General features: G+C 57.9%; 16 protein-coding genes and 7 pseudogenes. 7 read left to right on the top strand and 16 right to left on the bottom strand.

All coding sequences use genetic code 11. The annotated features are described in order from the left end of the window. Positions 1-179 precede the first annotated feature (179 nt). Together ACX3P1_RS26590 and ACX3P1_RS26585 are read right to left on the bottom strand one after the other, a co-directional pair. A pseudogene (locus ACX3P1_RS26590) lies at positions 180-389 on the bottom strand (DDE-type integrase/transposase/recombinase); the annotation flags it as partial. Between the two features lie 76 nt (positions 390-465). After that, positions 466-702 (bottom strand): annotated as a pseudogene (locus ACX3P1_RS26585) (integrase core domain-containing protein); the annotation flags it as partial. Positions 703-707: 5 nt separating this feature from the next. Here ACX3P1_RS26585 and ACX3P1_RS26580 point away from each other — a divergent pair. After that, the gene (locus ACX3P1_RS26580; protein WP_459082568.1) at positions 708-1,022 is read left to right on the top strand and encodes a hypothetical protein; all 315 of its coding nucleotides are present in this window, start codon (positions 708-710) and stop codon (positions 1,020-1,022) included. A 152-nt stretch (positions 1,023-1,174) separates the two neighbouring features. Here the strand turns inward: ACX3P1_RS26580 and ACX3P1_RS26575 are convergent, their stop codons facing one another. Both ACX3P1_RS26575 and ACX3P1_RS26570 read right to left on the bottom strand, forming a co-directional pair. Beyond that, the gene (locus tag ACX3P1_RS26575) at positions 1,175-1,594 is read right to left on the bottom strand and encodes a DUF2442 domain-containing protein (protein ID WP_459082566.1); all 420 of its coding nucleotides are present in this window, start codon (positions 1,592-1,594) and stop codon (positions 1,175-1,177) included. Continuing rightward, a complete protein-coding gene (locus ACX3P1_RS26570) occupies positions 1,578-1,865 on the bottom strand; it encodes a DUF4160 domain-containing protein (RefSeq protein ID WP_459082564.1) in 288 nt (95 codons plus the stop codon). The genes ACX3P1_RS26575 and ACX3P1_RS26570 overlap by 17 nt, the downstream gene beginning before the upstream one ends. 47 nt (positions 1,866-1,912) lie before the next feature. Here ACX3P1_RS26570 and ACX3P1_RS26565 point away from each other — a divergent pair, with 47 nt between their 5' ends. Beyond that, positions 1,913-2,092 (top strand): hypothetical protein, encoded by a 180-nt coding sequence (locus ACX3P1_RS26565; RefSeq protein ID WP_459082576.1) that lies wholly within the window; start codon positions 1,913-1,915, stop codon positions 2,090-2,092. Between the two features lie 193 nt (positions 2,093-2,285). On the opposite strand, the gene ACX3P1_RS26560 is transcribed toward ACX3P1_RS26565, so the two are convergent. After that, on the bottom strand, positions 2,286-3,938 hold the full coding sequence (locus ACX3P1_RS26560; RefSeq protein ID WP_459082562.1) for an ABC transporter substrate-binding protein: 1,653 nt from the start codon (positions 3,936-3,938) through the stop codon (positions 2,286-2,288). 427 nt (positions 3,939-4,365) lie between these two features. After that, positions 4,366-5,063, bottom strand: a pseudogene (locus ACX3P1_RS26555) (IS110 family transposase); the annotation flags it as partial. A gap of 359 nt (positions 5,064-5,422) precedes the next feature. Here ACX3P1_RS26555 and ACX3P1_RS26550 point away from each other — a divergent pair. Next, positions 5,423-5,635, top strand: coding sequence for a DUF680 domain-containing protein (locus tag ACX3P1_RS26550; protein WP_459082560.1), 213 nt, complete (start codon positions 5,423-5,425; stop codon positions 5,633-5,635). 188 nt (positions 5,636-5,823) lie between these two features. Here the strand turns inward: ACX3P1_RS26550 and ACX3P1_RS26545 are convergent. Further along, positions 5,824-6,333 (bottom strand): annotated as a pseudogene (locus tag ACX3P1_RS26545) (alkaline phosphatase family protein); the annotation flags it as partial. Positions 6,334-6,394: 61 nt separating this feature from the next. On the opposite strand from ACX3P1_RS26545, the gene ACX3P1_RS26540 reads away from it, so the two are divergent. After that, positions 6,395-6,865, top strand: a complete 471-nt coding sequence (locus tag ACX3P1_RS26540) for a Rossmann-fold NAD(P)-binding domain-containing protein (protein ID WP_459082558.1) — start codon at positions 6,395-6,397, stop codon at positions 6,863-6,865. A gap of 454 nt (positions 6,866-7,319) precedes the next feature. On the opposite strand, the pseudogene ACX3P1_RS26535 reads toward ACX3P1_RS26540, so the two are convergent. From ACX3P1_RS26535 to ACX3P1_RS26510, 6 genes and pseudogenes are all read right to left on the bottom strand, one after another. Next, positions 7,320-7,559: pseudogene (locus ACX3P1_RS26535) on the bottom strand (transposase); the annotation flags it as partial. Positions 7,560-7,593: 34 nt separating this feature from the next. Beyond that, complete coding sequence (locus tag ACX3P1_RS26530) at positions 7,594-8,466, bottom strand: NmrA family NAD(P)-binding protein (protein WP_459082556.1); 873 nt, start codon at positions 8,464-8,466, stop codon at positions 7,594-7,596. Positions 8,467-8,595: 129 nt separating this feature from the next. Continuing rightward, positions 8,596-9,117 (bottom strand): YkgB family protein, encoded by a 522-nt coding sequence (locus ACX3P1_RS26525; RefSeq protein ID WP_459082554.1) that lies wholly within the window; start codon positions 9,115-9,117, stop codon positions 8,596-8,598. A 112-nt stretch (positions 9,118-9,229) separates the two neighbouring features. Further along, positions 9,230-9,502, bottom strand: coding sequence for a hypothetical protein (locus ACX3P1_RS26520; RefSeq protein WP_459082574.1), 273 nt, complete (start codon positions 9,500-9,502; stop codon positions 9,230-9,232). Between the two features lie 296 nt (positions 9,503-9,798). After that, positions 9,799-10,122, bottom strand: a complete 324-nt coding sequence (locus ACX3P1_RS26515) for a transposase (protein WP_459082552.1) — start codon at positions 10,120-10,122, stop codon at positions 9,799-9,801. Next, positions 10,007-10,990, bottom strand: a complete 984-nt coding sequence (locus ACX3P1_RS26510; RefSeq protein WP_459082550.1) for an IS110 family transposase — start codon at positions 10,988-10,990, stop codon at positions 10,007-10,009. Before ACX3P1_RS26510 ends, ACX3P1_RS26515 begins: the two co-directional genes overlap by 116 nt. A gap of 489 nt (positions 10,991-11,479) precedes the next feature. Between ACX3P1_RS26510 and ACX3P1_RS26505 the strand changes: the two genes are divergently transcribed. Then, positions 11,480-11,665: an L-histidine N(alpha)-methyltransferase gene (locus ACX3P1_RS26505; protein WP_459082572.1), complete on the top strand. Its 186-nt coding sequence runs from the start codon at positions 11,480-11,482 to the stop codon at positions 11,663-11,665. Here the strand turns inward: ACX3P1_RS26505 and ACX3P1_RS26500 are convergent. Beyond that, positions 11,640-11,762 (bottom strand): annotated as a pseudogene (locus ACX3P1_RS26500) (transaldolase); the annotation flags it as partial. The gene ACX3P1_RS26505 and the pseudogene ACX3P1_RS26500 overlap by 26 nt on opposite strands. 232 nt (positions 11,763-11,994) lie before the next feature. Here ACX3P1_RS26500 and ACX3P1_RS26495 point away from each other — a divergent pair. Continuing rightward, positions 11,995-12,429, top strand: a complete 435-nt coding sequence (locus ACX3P1_RS26495; RefSeq protein ID WP_459082548.1) for a protein-methionine-sulfoxide reductase heme-binding subunit MsrQ — start codon at positions 11,995-11,997, stop codon at positions 12,427-12,429. A gap of 207 nt (positions 12,430-12,636) precedes the next feature. Then, positions 12,637-12,978: pseudogene (locus ACX3P1_RS26490) on the top strand (gluconate 2-dehydrogenase subunit 3 family protein); the annotation flags it as partial. Here ACX3P1_RS26490 and ACX3P1_RS26485 read toward each other — a convergent pair. After that, positions 12,975-14,135, bottom strand: coding sequence for a helix-turn-helix domain-containing protein (locus ACX3P1_RS26485; RefSeq protein ID WP_459082546.1), 1,161 nt, complete (start codon positions 14,133-14,135; stop codon positions 12,975-12,977). The pseudogene ACX3P1_RS26490 and the gene ACX3P1_RS26485 overlap by 4 nt on opposite strands. Positions 14,136-14,486: 351 nt before the next feature. After that, positions 14,487-14,630: transposase (locus tag ACX3P1_RS26480; protein ID WP_459082570.1), on the bottom strand; the 144-nt coding region annotated here is incomplete at its 5' end.

Genomic DNA, 14,630 nt, shown 5'->3' with positions numbered 1-14,630 from the left:
AAAATCGCTTTGTTCGATCGTAGATTGACGCTCAGAACGCATGCAAGATTGTTCTGCTTCATCATTCTAACCCCATGGTGGGAGGGCCAAAGAGCCGATCCCGGAGAGAAGCAAGGCCCTGCGAAAGACACCAAAAGCCGGAAAAGCGAAAACGTTCGAAAGCGCTTGACCTTTACCAGCCGAATAGAGAAGCGATTTGTGGTGTCACAGGAAACGATGGCCTCTAGGTTGGTCTGGCTACCGTCGATAACAACGCGGTCGGGTCGGCCATGACGTGCAAGCGCTTTCCTGAAGAACCGCTTGGCCGACAGCAGGTCACGCTGCTCGCTGAACCAGAATTCGACCGTGTCACCTACACTGTCGATGGCGCGGTAAAGATACATCCACTGGCTGTCCGTCGTCAGAACATTCGGCTCAGTTTGCGGTGTAGCTTAGAGGAGTTTCGGGCTCGTCTTTGTGTTGATGTTAAGCGGCGATCTTGCGGTGCTGCAAGCGCCGATGTTGGATGGTTTGGCGTTTAATCCTTTCTCGCTGTTTGATAATGGCTGCGGCCCTGCCGAAGTAGGCGTCGGCCGGCGTTACGTTGGCCAGGCTCTCGTGGTAGCGCCGGTGGTTGTAATGCTCGATGAAGGCTGCGATCTGGGCTTCGAGGTCGCCGGGCAGGAAGTAGTTCTCCAAGAGGATTCGGTTTTTGAGGGTCTGGTCCGATGATGGAATTTGTCGCGCCGGAAAGGATTATGCAATCTGAGGATCAGGATGAAATAGAGAAGCTGGTCAGTCGGTCGGGTAGCCGTTGCATATCCCAAGACCGGTTTGTGTTTTCTTGCGCTGACGGAAGATTGGTTATTTTAAATTGGTCTACGATGAAGAACGTCATTTACCATCCATTCGACCCGCAGCTCAAGAACCAATTGGCGATGCTCAACGAGAGGCAGTATCTTCGAGCCTTGGGCTCTGATTTTAAACACGCGTGTGAGCTCTATTGGGAGCACGCGGCAATCAAGACCGGCGATGCCCTGTAGAAGAGCTACCCTCACATAGACCTCGAAAATGTACGCCACACAAGAAACGCACCGCACGCCAATTCATAGAAGAGATAGTCAAAAGCTGCGCGCCGCGGTCCCTGCGTGACCGCTCCGCCACGAGGCCTTATATCGGTGACGGCTGGCAGGAGTCAGCCGTTCGCGATCCTGCGTGGCCGTCCGCCCTTCGCGCCATTAGCCCGCGCAGCGCGGGCCTTCGCTGCGGAAGTCGTTCGACCAGCTATCCGGGCCAGTTCGCGGGTCATCCATTTCCGGGTTCCGAAAATTCCGCTCACAAGTGCCGGCACATAAAGATCGACGTCCAGATCCGGCCAGTGAAGATTAAACCCTATGCCGTCAACTTCTACTTTGGCGAGACCTCTAGCGTCGGCTCCTTGCAGGTCCTGAATAAGCTGCGCCGGGAACCCATAGGTGCAACCATTCACCAGTTCGAGTTCGACACGTCCCGTTGTGGTATCATAGCGAACTGTTTTAGCGCGCGGTTCCGACTCGAGCATCATCTTGCCACGTGCTTCAGCGGCTTTGAAATTCATATCAGTCGTTCCGGCCATGGATCCGTTCCCATTCCTTGAGGAATTCGTCGCGACGTTCCGCCGCCTCTGACAGCAGACGGCGCATATCCGACTGCTTGATGCCGACGCTGTAAATCACCTCCGGTTGTCCATCCCGGCCCGTCAGATTGATTTTCGCCTGCCCAGGCCCCGTGATGTGGACGTGGGCCGGCTCGTGATCAAGCGTGTAAATGACGAACCGGAAGCCGAATGCGCGGTGAATAACAACCATATCGTTATATAACCCATCGGATGGGTTAATCAAGTCCAACGATGCCACGCCACAGGCAGTAACGGCACGTCCCTTCGGAACTAGATATCGATATTGCTGGCCCTCTCGCGCTTGGTTCCGTCGTCGGGGCGCTTCTTGGGCCGCGCCTCCTGATGGGGATTCCCGCAAACAAGCTGCGTATCTTCTTTGTCATCATCCTGGCGCTGCTCGCTGTCCAAATGTTTCTGCGCGCTATCGGCCTACATATTTTCGGAGGTCTCGCATGAAGCCTGCCACAGACAATTGCGAGCGGCGCGAACAGGTTATTGCCGCGCTGCTCTGGTACGGTACATGGTTCGCTTCAGCCGTCATTGCTGCCGGAATGGCCTTGGGCACTCTCCAGAAGTTCGAGGTTGCCCCGAGCTTTGGTCTCAGCGGCTACGACATTGTGAAAGTCGGCGTTGGTTTGCGACAGAGCCATCAAGCTTCGTCCAGCCAGACCTTCTGGAGATCGATCTCAAACGTTGGATGCATGCCATAATTCTTCACGGCTTTGACCGAGTGATTATAGAGATTACGCCAGTAGGGTTGAATAATGATGCCGGAATCCTGGATGATCGTCTCGATATCCTTCATCACGGCTTTGCGCTTTGCGGAGTCGGGAATGGAAAGCGCTTCCGATATCTTCGAATCCAGATCGGGATTGGAATAAGCAGACTCGTTCCAACTCGCACCAGTGCGATAAGCAAGCGCGACGACCTGGATGCCGAGGGGCCTCATGCTCCAGTCTGTCACCGAAAAAGGATATTTCGTCCAATCGTTATAGAATGCCGAGCTTGGCAGGACCGTTCGTTTGACCTTCAAACCGGCATCGCGCAGTTGAGCGGCGACAGCGTCACCCGTACTTTTGTGCCAGTCCTCGTCGTCGGAAATGAGCTCATGCTCATAATCCATCAGGCCGGCCTTTTCCAACAGCGACCTGGCCTTTTCGACGTTGCGCTCATGCGGCGCGATTTCAGCATAGTCTGGATGAACAGGTGCGACATGGTAGTTGTCGGCTTTCACGCCTGCATTGTTGTACCCGAGTTGCAGGACGACCTTGTTGTCGACGGCCAACTGAATAGCCTTGCGCACGCTTTGGTCGTCATAGGGCGCATTTTTGACGTTCATGCGCGCCACGGCGGTCGTTGCCGTGGCAATTTCCGACTTCACCAGTTCCATGCTGTCGAGGATCTCGACGAAATCGGCGGTCGTTTGATAATTGGTGTGGATTTCACCGGCCTCGAATGCGCTGACCATCGCCGCGGGATCGGGGCCGTAATCGATGAACTCTGCGCCGTCGAGATATGTGTCTCCTCCCCACCAGGTTCCGTTTTCACGGCGTTTGTAGACGACACGGCTGCCTACTTCATAGGATACGAGGTCGAATGGCCCCGTTCCGATGAGATTGGACAACCAATCCTTATCTGCCTCGTTGAAGGTGGGATGCACGATCAGGGCCGGGTAATCGGCGAAACCCGGAATGATGGTTACGTCCGGCGTTTCAAGCTTCAGCTTGACGGTGTGCTCGTCGACCTTGGTGATTGCGCCTTCGCGCGCTTTCTTGGTTTTGGGATCGATCAGCGACGCCATGCGCGACGCCATCGAATTGCCGTCCACCGCCTGGTCGCACCAGCGATTGACGTTGAAGACCACATCGTCGGCCGTGAACGCATCGCCATTGTTCCAGGTCACGCCCTTGCGGACATGAAGCGTGTATTCGGTGGCGTCGTCATTAACCTCCCATCTCTCCAGCAAACGCGGCTCGAAAGTGAAGTCGCGGGTGAACTTGACCAGCGGCTCGAGCGACTGGCGCAACGCATTGGTAATTTCCGACCCGTCAGCCGTGCGGGGATCCTTCGGCGCTTTTACGAACATGGCCACCTTGATCACGCCGCCTGACTTCGGGGTCTGAGCCATTGCCCTGGAAGGGACAGCCAGACCGAGCATTCCGTAAGCCATCGCCGTCGAAGCCCCAAAGACGGATGCCAGGGCAAGAAATTCGCGCCGGTCCATTTGTCCGGATCTTGCGTCCACCGCGAGTGCTTCGATGTGGGAGGGCAACTTTTCACCACGGCTTTTATTCTTCCTCATGTCGGGCCTCTCATTTCAATGAATGGCGCCGGCTGGATGCGGAACGGATCGCCGGCTCTCTGCGCGAACAAGTGGGATTGGCGTTGTTAACGTCGGACAGTATGCATGACGGTCAATCCAAGGCAAAATTGATGGTATCGGCTAGGATGCCTTGAGGTCATCAAACATAAAGTTGATCTCAGCTGTAACGAGGCGCCTGCAGAGCCAGTCCCTGAATCATGGAGAGAAGCGTAACGACCTCCTCGTAAATCCTGCCAAACCTCTCGTGGTGTCGATGCTCGCCTTGAGCGGTTGTCGTGACCGTTATGAGTGGCATCAAAAGCCGACGGTTGTCGTCGATACCCCCTTGGCGAATGCTCGGGCGCAAGCATGGTAGACGTGATCGCGCTATATACGGGCTGCTACCGCTCAGCGCCAATGAGGTGGAGGTAGTGTCGTGGGCGAGGCGACGGTGGGGGGGGGGACACGTCGTCGTTATCAAACGTCGGCAGGTCTCGTCGTCACGGACGATCGATAGCAGCTTGCGGTGGAGTTCCATGAATGTCTCCCGCAGCTTTTGCCGCGCCGCCAGCAATGGCTTCATGATCTCGCCGAGGTCCGGCATGCCATCGACAAGCTCGCGAATGCGATCGTCGAACCCGATCGTGCCAACGATGGCGACCTTGAGCCCGAAGTAGCGCAATAGACCACGGATATCATTCTCGATGGCGATCGCCTTTTCCTGCAGCAACTTGCGGGCAGTCAGCAGGGCGCGACGCTTCTGGCTCGTCAGCGTCTTGACATGCACTGGCCGGAACAGGTTGACCCGCATCATCTGCGCGATGCCGCGGGCGTCGTTGCGGTCGGTCTTGTTCACCTGAGCCTTGAGAAACGCCTTGGCATGGCGGGTCTCGATACAGATTGCGGGCAAGCCCGCCTCTGCCAATCCGCTGAACAGCCATTGCGACAACGGCCCGGCTTCGAGCCCGATCCGAACAAGCCGCCATTCGGGATTTTTCAAGGTCCGGACGAGATCTTCCGGGTGGCTGGGGACTTTGATCTCGCGGCAGATCGCGCCCGTTTCGTTCACGATGCATATCGACGTCTCTTTCTCTGTTGCAAAGTTTCTCCGGCATAGAACCGCATTCTAATGACCGGAGTGTATAAATCACTGACCTCTATTTTTCGGGCCTTCATCCCTGTTCTTGGTCATGATTCTGGCTGCTGCCGAGCTCCTCAGCATTGTGCGCGGATGAACACCGGATCGGAAACCATTTGCCCCCGATTGATACAGCAATCCTTCAATCGATTGAAAAGGCGTGAGAAAATTGTGGCGACGGGACTCGATGGCTCAATTTCAACCACCGGACTCTTGGTCCACGCGAAAAAACTTCGTGATTGGAAAGTGCGGTGTGGCTCCCCCACATCGGGGTTGTCCGAACGACGCGCTTTCCTCCCAAGACACGTCGTTTGACGGACAGGAATGAAAATCTGGAGTTTTTAAAATGAAGACCATTGCTCTCACCACCGCCGCTCTCCTCGTTGCCGCCGGCAGCGCTTTCGCAGCGAACGACCATTTCAAGGCACCGTCGGCCCAGTCCTCGACCGTTGACAGCACCTACACGTCTTCGGTGAAGTCCTCGGTTAACCCGAGCGTCTACGTCGGTCAGCCGGTCGCCGATACGGCCGATAGCCGCACGCACTGGGGCAACAACTAATACCGGACTGGAAACGGCATTTCGTTTCCTTTCCCTTTCGATGCCCTGAAAATTGACCGGGTGTCGAAAGACTTCCTCAACAGAGCGGCGGGGCTGTCCCGCTGCTCTCTATTTTTATCGACCGTCCATCGCGTTGTGCAGAAGCGGTCTGCCCTATAAAAAGGGCCCGCCTATAGAAGCGGCTTGGCCTATAGAAAAGGCTTTGCCTTCATCGTTGCCGGCACCGGCACGCCAAGGCGCTTGAGGATTGTCGGCGCCAGTTGCAACTGGTCGAGCAGCACGTCCGGCTTCGGTTCCTTGCCCTGCCCGAAATAATAAAGCGCGAAATCCTGCATCTCGTTGTCGTGACCGCCATGATGGCCGCGATCGGTCTGGCCATGGTCGGCAGTGACGGTCACTTCGTAACCGGCTTCGCGCCGGCGCGGCAGGAAGGCGGCGAGCATGCCGTCCATGGCATAGCAGGCGTGGTCCATCTCGGAGCAATCGTGGCCGTAACGATGGCCCATGGAATCCAGCGTACAGGTATGCAGGATGCCGTAGTCGATGGAAAATCGCTTGGTCAGCATCGTCAGCGTGGCGAACAGGTCGACGTCGCCCAGCGTCATCTGGTTGCGGGCGTTATAGCCCGTCATGGTGTGAAAACGGCCATGGGTGATCGGCCCGCCCGGCTCGTCATATTTCATGTCGTCCACCCCATCACAACCGTTCGATCGCGACAATTCGAATCCGCGACGCCTGTCTGAACTGACCGGGGAAGCGGTGGCAGCAAAGGGCGTCAGCGTTGCGGTTGTGCGCCTGCCTCAGGTGCATGATACCGAAAAGCAAGGGCTGCTCACCCCGATGATCGAGATCGCTCGCGCCCGCAGCTTTGCGGCTTATGTGGGTGAAGGCAACGAGCGCTGGTCCGCGGCCCATGTCAGTGACGTCGCCCGATTGTTCCGCCTGGCGCTTGAGAAGCATGAGCCTGGAGCGCGCTACCGCGCGGTCGCCGAGGAGGGCGTCCTGGCTCGCGATGTCGCCGAAGCAGTCGGACTAGGCCTGGATATTCGTATGCGGTCTTTGTCGCCCGAGCAGGCTTCCGAGTATTATGGGCCGTTTGCGCATTTTGCTACTCTTGATCTGCCAGCGTCGAGCGAATGGACGCGCAAGAAGTTGGGTTGGAAGCCGACCGGTCCAAGCCTTCTCTCCGATCTCCAGCACATGGATTACCATATGGCAGCAGCCCACTGACGAATGGCGACGCAGCGGCCAGTCGGGTGCGGCGCAAAGCTCAGATACATGGGATTCGTATGATGTCCTAGCTCGCCTTGTTGAGATCAGTCCTGGCCAGCTGACGCTCGGCACCCGAAGCCATTGCTCTGCCCAAAAATGGATCCGGCAACAGAAATTCTCGCAGTTATTCAACTGCGAGTGTCAGCAGCGGCATCTGCATAGCGTTTAGGCGACAAGGTTTGTCTCCGAAAGCGCCGCTCAGTTGTGACGCTGCCACTAATATCGATGCCAAATTGGCGACGAGAATCCGTCGGGCGATAACAGTACCGCCAGCCCTGAAACGCATCCCGACCGGGGCTGCAACCGACTTCCCAAGAAGGGAGCTGTCCGACTTCTGAAGGAGTGATTGCCGCTCATAGGACTTCGCCGGGATAAGCACCCCACAAGCGAATCTGTTTCGGGTGCGGACTCACTAAAGCCACCATATGACGGCAGCGGCGAGGCTGATGGCGGCCATGAAGTTTTTTATGTTCCGGTCGAATCGAGTTGCGATGCGCCGCCAGTCTTTGAAGCGGCAGAACATGCGTTCGACGACGTTGCGCTGTTTGTAGATCGCGCGGTCATAATCGTATTGGATCTTGCGGTTCTTGCGGGGCGGAATGACGGGCTCGGTGCCACGCTCGACCAGCCATTCCCGCAGCGCCTGGCTATCATAGCCTCCGTCTCATGCCTGACCTGTCCCGGACTTACGCCTTGTCAGCGTTCTGGGCCGCCTCGAATACAGCGCGTGCGGACGTCGTACCCGCTACATGCTCCGTACCCTCGGCTCCGAGGTCCATCCATCCTGAATTCACGGCCTCGTACATTTCTTCGGCAGGTCCGGTGTGGCCCTTCGGGATGCCGAACTGCTCGAACGCTTCCGCCCACCCTGCACGCGGGACTGCAAAGGCTTTCACGTCGACCTTCAGGACTTCACCCAATTGCTCGGCGACTTGATCCGCGCTGACCATGGAACCAAGCTCGACGACGCGATGCCCTGGCCAGGCTGGCCCGGTCAAAAGAGTTGCGACCTCCGCGCCGATGTCGTTGGTCGCGACCATGGTCGCTTTCCGGCTTGTCGGATTATTGTAGACCGGCAGCACTCCGCCCTGGGCGACATGCAAGCCGTAAAGGAAGTTTTCGAAGAATCCACCGGCGCGCACAAATGCGATTGGGGATGTCAGGTCACGAAAACCTTGCTCCAGAAGCGACAGGGCCGTGATCACCCCGTGCCCGCTGGTTCTGTTCGCGCCCATCGACGAAAGCGCAACCACGCGCGGCGGCGCTGCCCTAGCGAGCGCCTCGACATAGTGTGCGATCACGCCCTTTGCTTCTTTGTAATCGGGCGAGGGCGCCCAGACAGCCGGCAACATGACGAACGCGCCGTCGACGCCCTCGAGCGCCCGCTCGATGGCGCTCGCATCGTTCCAGTCGCCGTCGACCAGTTCGACCCCTTGGTCCGTCCAGCTCGCCGCCTTCGCGCGGTCGCGGACCAGCGCGCGTACCTTCTTGCCGTGCGCCAGTAAATGCCTTGCCGTTGCGCCGCCCACTTTTCCCGTGATTCCCATTACTAAAATCATATGTTTTCTCCTGATGTTTAGGGACAGAGCACTGCCCCGGTTGGTTCAACGGATGAGCGGCAGAATGGCCCGGATACGGGGATCGCGCGCGTAGTTGCGGCGACATGCGACGCAACAGCCGTCGAGACGCTACAAATCTCCGTCTTGCGACTTTTCGGCCTTGAGCCACGGACCTTGAACGGATGCGCCGAGGAGGCACAACGATGCAGCAAGCAGGACGAGATCCTTGAGAAGAAACTGGCCAGGCACAGCCGAGATCGCCGGAAATCCCCCCGCCATCGGCTCTGCTACGCCGGGCGTGCTCAGGAAGAACGTGAGCGTAATGAGATAGGTTATCGTGGACATCGCCGCCCCCAGGGCGGAGAAGATCGGCCTGATCGCGCCAGCGATGAGAGCGGCGGCAGTCGATAGCTCAAGCACCCCAATGATGTAACTTGCGCCCCTGATGCCGAACAGAACGTGCAGCCAGCTCATGAAGGGGCTGTGAGCGATGAACGGAGCAATGCCGTTTGCTTCATACGCAGTGAATTTCATTCCACCGAACCAGAGAAATATAACGACCAGAGCCCATCTGAGCAGCGCCAGAAGAAAGAGTGATCCAACGCTTTTTTCAGCGATTTGCAGGCGAATCTGATTTACATGAATGGTCATTTGCAACGTCCTGTTTGAGTTGTTCCTCTGTGTCGGAGAGCAGCTTTGCTGGCAGCGCGGCGGAGCGCCGACAGCATGTCTTCGGGTTCGGGCCGGCGGGTATAGTCGGGGTTCACCTCAACGCGTCGGCAGGGCACATCACATTGACCATCGTCTCAACGAAACCGGCTTCGTCTGGGCCGAACGATAGATAGCCGAGTGTTGGCGACGGCAATCTAGTGGAAAGAGTACTCGCGGAAGCATCCTCGGCTTGGGAGGTGGCAGGTTCGGATGCTTCCGCGAGAGCCGCGGTGGTCGCGGTGGTACCTACCAGGACGCCTGGCGCCAGCGAAGCGGCTCCCGCGGCGGCAACGCCGAGAAAGTCCCGACGGTTCGGATGGAGAATTTTGTCGCTCTAGTCATTGGTCATTGAGGTTGCAGTCCACTTTCTTGGTTGCGGCAAAGGCGCATGCGCAATGGCTTCAACGTCGAGGAGGCCGCGTATGCTCGAACGGCCCGCTCAATGTCAGGATCGGACGTGGCGGACGAAATTAGAAATTCCCTTTGGACATGCTTTCGATAGCGTGAGGTATCGTCGTCCAAAAAAGCCAAATGCACTCCGTCATCGGGGAGCATTTCAAAAAGGTCCAGTGCCGAATTGTTTCGGATACAGCTGCGGCAGGCGGGACTCCCCACCGTTTATCAAGATGATTTTTGGGGCCAGGATGGATTGAAGGTAGTTCCGTTTCTCAGCATGGCGCAGGCGACGTTGAGGAGGCGATCGGCGACCGATCGCAGGGCGCGGCCGTGGCTGTGACCTCGGCTTCGCAGGGCGGCATATTTGGCTCGGCTGTTGGGGTCGTGCTGAACCGCGACGCGAGCCCAATGGTACATGGCGTTGGCGAGCCGGTCATGCCAGGCTTGTCTTCTTATGACGATCAAGCTCTTGCCCGACCGCTTGGTGACGGGGGCGACACCTGTCAAACTGCGCAAGGCGGGCGGCGTAATCTCGCCGCCGCAGGGCATCGAAGGCCTCTGCGAGCAGCGTGGCGAGGACGATCCTTCCCACTCCCGGCAAGGATGCGAGGATCTCCACGTCATGCTGCTTTTGCTGCCCCGGTGTGTTGTCCTCGGTCTCCATGAGGCGGGCTGTCAGGATATCGAGGCGCTGATGCGCTTCCTTCAGTTGCCGGTTCACCAGGCGAATGCGCCTAATCAGCGTGACGATATGGGCGCTTGCGGCCTCGGTTGTGCCGGCGGCGACCCTTACGGACGGCTGGCGCAAGACGGTGAGCAGGTGGCCTGCGTCGAAGCGGCGGATACGATGGCGCTTGAGCAGTTTGGCGACCGTCGTCTCACGCATATGGGCGGCCTTGGCCGGCGTCGGCGCGCTCTCCCACAGATCGAGCAGCCACTCTGCGCCAAGGTCGGCTTCGAGTTCGAGGATCGCTGGAAAGTAGCGCCAGAGTTGCTCGCACATGCGATTGGTGAGGCGATTGCGTTCAGCGCCCAGGTCTTCAGCGATGCGCGACCACTCGCGCAGTTCGATGACGACAGGATTGCCGAAGGCAAGCGGCCGGAAGCAACGCGGATCGGTGCGCAGGGCCGAGGCCATCACTTCGGCGTCACGACTATCGTCCTTGGCGCCGGAAAGCGTGAAGCGGTCGCGGAAGCGATCCATTTGCTTCGGGTTGATGGCATTGACCTTGAAGCCGCGCTCGATCAGCGTTTCGACCACGGGCCCGTGCGGAACCTCGATTGCAACCTGGATCTGCTGCTCCCCGACCGCGCCGCTCGCCGCGGTCAGCCAGGCCGCCATTGCGGCCAACCCTTCTCCGCCGTGCTTGAAGACCTTCTCGCCGATCTTTCGGCCGTTGCCATCGGTGAGAAACACGTGATGGCGTCTCGGGCGCCCAGTCGACTCCTGCGTACCATTGTCCTTGGTCCGTCATGCCTCTTCTCCTTTCATCCGTCCGAGCCATCGCGATCTTCGCCGATCCCTGTACTGGCGCTCGGACGAAAAAGGTCTCCGGCGCGGACTCCCCACGGGGCATCGATCGCGCCAATCCGATGGGGCACTCGTCCCACCTCGGTGGTCAGGCCACAGGGGAGAATTGGTTGCTCCCGACGAATCGGCTCGGTTCCGGAAAGCTACGCCAATTCGGGCCGTCGCCCGTGGGTCACGCTCCGTCTCGCTACGCTCCACTTCGCGCGACCCACGGCGTGCATCCCAAGAACTGCCTGAGAAGGTACAGGGAGATCGGCGTGTCTGGACGAACGGCGACGGATTGTGGATTCGCGGCGCGATTTGCGGACCTATTTTTCCTCCGCGGCGGCGCGGCCCGCGGCACTCCCGTCCCGCCATTCGAGGAAGAACGCGTCGATGGACAATCTGACTGCAACGCTGGTACGCCGCTTTCACACCTTGTGGATGCGACCGGTCGAAGGGAACTTTCTTAGTGCATTCGAAATGCCCGCGGGCCGCCGCATCGGTTTCTTCCCCGGTTCGACGATCGGAAACCTCGACGCCGAGGAAGCCGAGGCTTCAGGACAATCGTTGGATTCGTGATGCAGTCCATCGGCTTGAGACGCGCGACCGCCGCGAGATCGCCGGTGTCCGCGACAATCGTGGTCATTGCGCGGAGTTGATCTAGTTTTGAAGCCAAGGCCATTTCCTCTCGAGTCGACCAAGCCAAGAACACGCCACGCACCGCAAACCAGCTCTTCTTATTGAGCGGACTCGCTGTTCTCTGCGTTCGGCGTCATCACGATCATGGGATTCGGCTTTTTTAGACCGGCTTACCCGACTGCTCTTCTCCGAATGTCACCGCAAACCATCCAATGCTGGACCGGGGGTGCTGGATTACGCGCACGAATGCCGTAGGGAGCAATTGTCCCATGCGAAAGCAGGTGCCCACCGAAGCCACTATGCCGAATGAGTGCGTGGTTTGCTTCGGCCTTATCCGCGATCGCCGCGCCCTCGGCCTATTGTGCTTCTACTATGTCCCGCTTCATTTCACCGTCTATCTGGCGCTTGACCAGGAACTGGTGCTGAATGCCGTCATCGCGGACGTTGCAAAGCGGCCCTTCATCATGTTGGGAATGGCAGGGTTTGCTTTGCTGGTGCCGCTTGCGGTTACATCCAACAGCTTTTCCATCCGCAGGCTGGGAAAGAACTGGATCCGGCTCCACCGGCTCGTCTATGGTGTCGCCGTGTGCGGTGGGATTCATTTTCCCTGGCGACGAAGGTTCTCTCACCGGAGCAGTACCTTATCTGGGATTGCTTGCCGGCCGCGGTCCTCCTCATATACAGGATTGCGCGGCCCGTGCTGAAACGCAGAACCAAATCCGGCAGAAGGACAATGCGGGTGAGTCTGCCCTCGGCAGTTGTGAATTGAGATGGCATTGTTCGTCCCGGAGCTCTAGACGTCGCGTTTGAGAAGGTCCGTTTTCGCGCTTCTGTGAGGGACGCGACGGGCTTCTGACGATCAGCCAACACGTCTCGGACGGTTTTAGTTTCCTCTCACCGAGCAGTTTTTCAAGGCGGGGCTTGCCGCCGCGGATGCGGCCTGCCGAGAACGCAATGGCAAGACTTTTAGCGAACTGGATGAGAGTGCCGCGGACCAATTTTTCCATGAAATTGCGGAAGGCAAGGTGACGGACGACCGCGTCCATCTCTCCTCGTGGTTCAACGAACTCGCCTATCCCTTCAACGCCGGCTACAACTCCACCGGCCCGCCGGGAGCGCTTGCGCTTCGCCCCCCCCCCAAGCCGCATCCGAAAGCCAAAACAGATCGCTCATCGCTATCTCCTCCGTGTAAAACACAATCACACGAGGAATCAGCCAATTATGACAATACCTTGATCAGGTCCCCATCCTAGGGATTGGATGAAGAATCAACCACGTTCCGCATATCTCGGTACTTCGAAGGATCGCAACCATGAATTTTCCCAAAGGTGCGGGAGAAACTGCTGCGACTCGTATAGCCTACGCCATTGACAATCTGGTCGATCGACAGGCCGCTATTTGTCAAGAGGACTGCGGCCTTACGCATTCTAAGGTCACGAAGGGTCGCCTTAGGCGGCTTCCCAAACAGGCGAGTGAAGCGGACCATGAATACGGATCGACCAAGACAAGCTGTCCGCGCCAAGCTCTCGACCGAGTGGGGCAATTCTGGATGGGTGACCATCTCTGCGAAGGCGCGAGCGATCCGTGGGTCTCCTAGTATAGAGAATCGTTCCACCCATAGATTTTTGGTAGTAAGCGATCGTCTCAGTAAGGTAACTAGTACTTGCTTCATCAAAGCTGCTGTCATGGCGCCGGTTCCGACCTCCTGGGCAACTAGTTCCTCCATTGCCGAACTCAGTCTATGATCCAGTTGGTCCGTTGCACTAAATTGTTCCACAATCGGAGATGTGAGGGTTCTGAAGAGATCTATTGAAGCACCGTACGTGGCACGGAAGTACCCGCAGATCAGCATGGCCTTCGGTTCACCTGTGCCTGCAGAGAATTTGCTCTTGGCTCCAGAAGTAAATGTCCGAGCGTTCTCCTCGGTGATTGTGAGAGTTGCTGGATGAAGTGTATCGACACTAGCCTCAATACAAAAAGATTGCCCAGCAGGAACAATGATTAAAGTATGCGGCTGGAGATCGATAGGTGGATGATTGCCGATAATCATCCGACCCGTCCCTATGAGGTCATAGTGGATGCCAGGGGCGTCGGCTGCGGCCATCGTCAATCTCCGGCCCGGGCTGACCACGCATTCAGAAAGCCTGACGAACTCTACCTCCAAAGTCATCATCAGATTGTCGAGATCAGAAGGAGATATCCGCGCGAGAGGCTTGCTATTCACACTCTTTTTAATCTTAGCTGCCCGTAGGGAAGTGGCCATCTTATCGTTGGAGTGGTAGCCGTCATCGGCAGCATAAGCAAAGGCCGACAGGGGGCTTCTCGCTTGTTTTCGGACAACTTTGAGGTCTGGTGAACGGGAAGCGTGAAAGAGAATGTTGCTCCTTGGGTCGTGTTCTTTCCCAGCCATATGCGTCCTCCTTCGTCGTGTCGAGCGCGTCAACAGATGCGGCTCTCGTGTGGGTTCGATGCCACACCGCCGTCGGCGACGGTCACGGATGCATGTGGTCGGTGTTGACGCTTTCGGTACGTCGCATCGCGACACGCCTATCGCCGCCAAGGCTGTCTCCGGGTTAGTCGGTGGAAACACCCAAAAGCTATGGCGACGCTCGCGCGATTGAAAATGCCGATTTGCTGGGGATTCCATAGCTCTCCGCTATGGTCTCCGGGTGGGTTCCCGGGGATGTCCCGGCCACTGTTGAAATTGAGAAGGGGGCGGCGTTGCCCGCCTTGAGCCGTTAGAGTCGGTCCGGAAAGTTATTCAGCTTGAACAGAGCTTTCGCAGCATAAGTCGGATAGACGCCAGTTTGAGGAAGGCGAGCGCGTTCCGCGTCAAACTCTCGAAGTCCTTGGCCAGCCTGCGACATCGCCCCAGCCATGCGAAAGTCCGTTCGACCACCCAGCG

This window comes from Mesorhizobium sp. A623, from assembly GCF_054489405.1.
Note: the sequence above shows the minus strand (reverse complement) of the source record. Positions and strands in the feature narration are given on the sequence as shown.

Bases quoted from the DNA above. Each gene is read 5' to 3' on its own strand.
- ACX3P1_RS26580 (WP_459082568.1), top strand. From the start codon at position 708: ATGATGGAATTTGTCGCGCCGGAAAGGATTATGCAATCTGAGGATCAG.
- ACX3P1_RS26575 (WP_459082566.1), bottom strand. From the start codon at position 1,594: ATGGCCGGAACGACTGATATGAATTTCAAAGCCGCTGAAGCACGTGGC.
- ACX3P1_RS26560 (WP_459082562.1), bottom strand. From the start codon at position 3,938: ATGAGGAAGAATAAAAGCCGTGGTGAAAAGTTGCCCTCCCACATCGAA.
- ACX3P1_RS26550 (WP_459082560.1), top strand. From the start codon at position 5,423: ATGAAGACCATTGCTCTCACCACCGCCGCTCTCCTCGTTGCCGCCGGC.
- ACX3P1_RS26530 (WP_459082556.1), bottom strand. From the start codon at position 8,466: ATGATTTTAGTAATGGGAATCACGGGAAAAGTGGGCGGCGCAACGGCA.
- ACX3P1_RS26525 (WP_459082554.1), bottom strand. From the start codon at position 9,117: ATGACCATTCATGTAAATCAGATTCGCCTGCAAATCGCTGAAAAAAGC.
- ACX3P1_RS26515 (WP_459082552.1), bottom strand. From the start codon at position 10,122: ATGCCCTGCGGCGGCGAGATTACGCCGCCCGCCTTGCGCAGTTTGACA.
- ACX3P1_RS26505 (WP_459082572.1), top strand. From the start codon at position 11,480: ATGGACAATCTGACTGCAACGCTGGTACGCCGCTTTCACACCTTGTGG.
- ACX3P1_RS26495 (WP_459082548.1), top strand. From the start codon at position 11,995: ATGCGAAAGCAGGTGCCCACCGAAGCCACTATGCCGAATGAGTGCGTG.
- ACX3P1_RS26485 (WP_459082546.1), bottom strand. From the start codon at position 14,135: ATGGCTGGGAAAGAACACGACCCAAGGAGCAACATTCTCTTTCACGCT.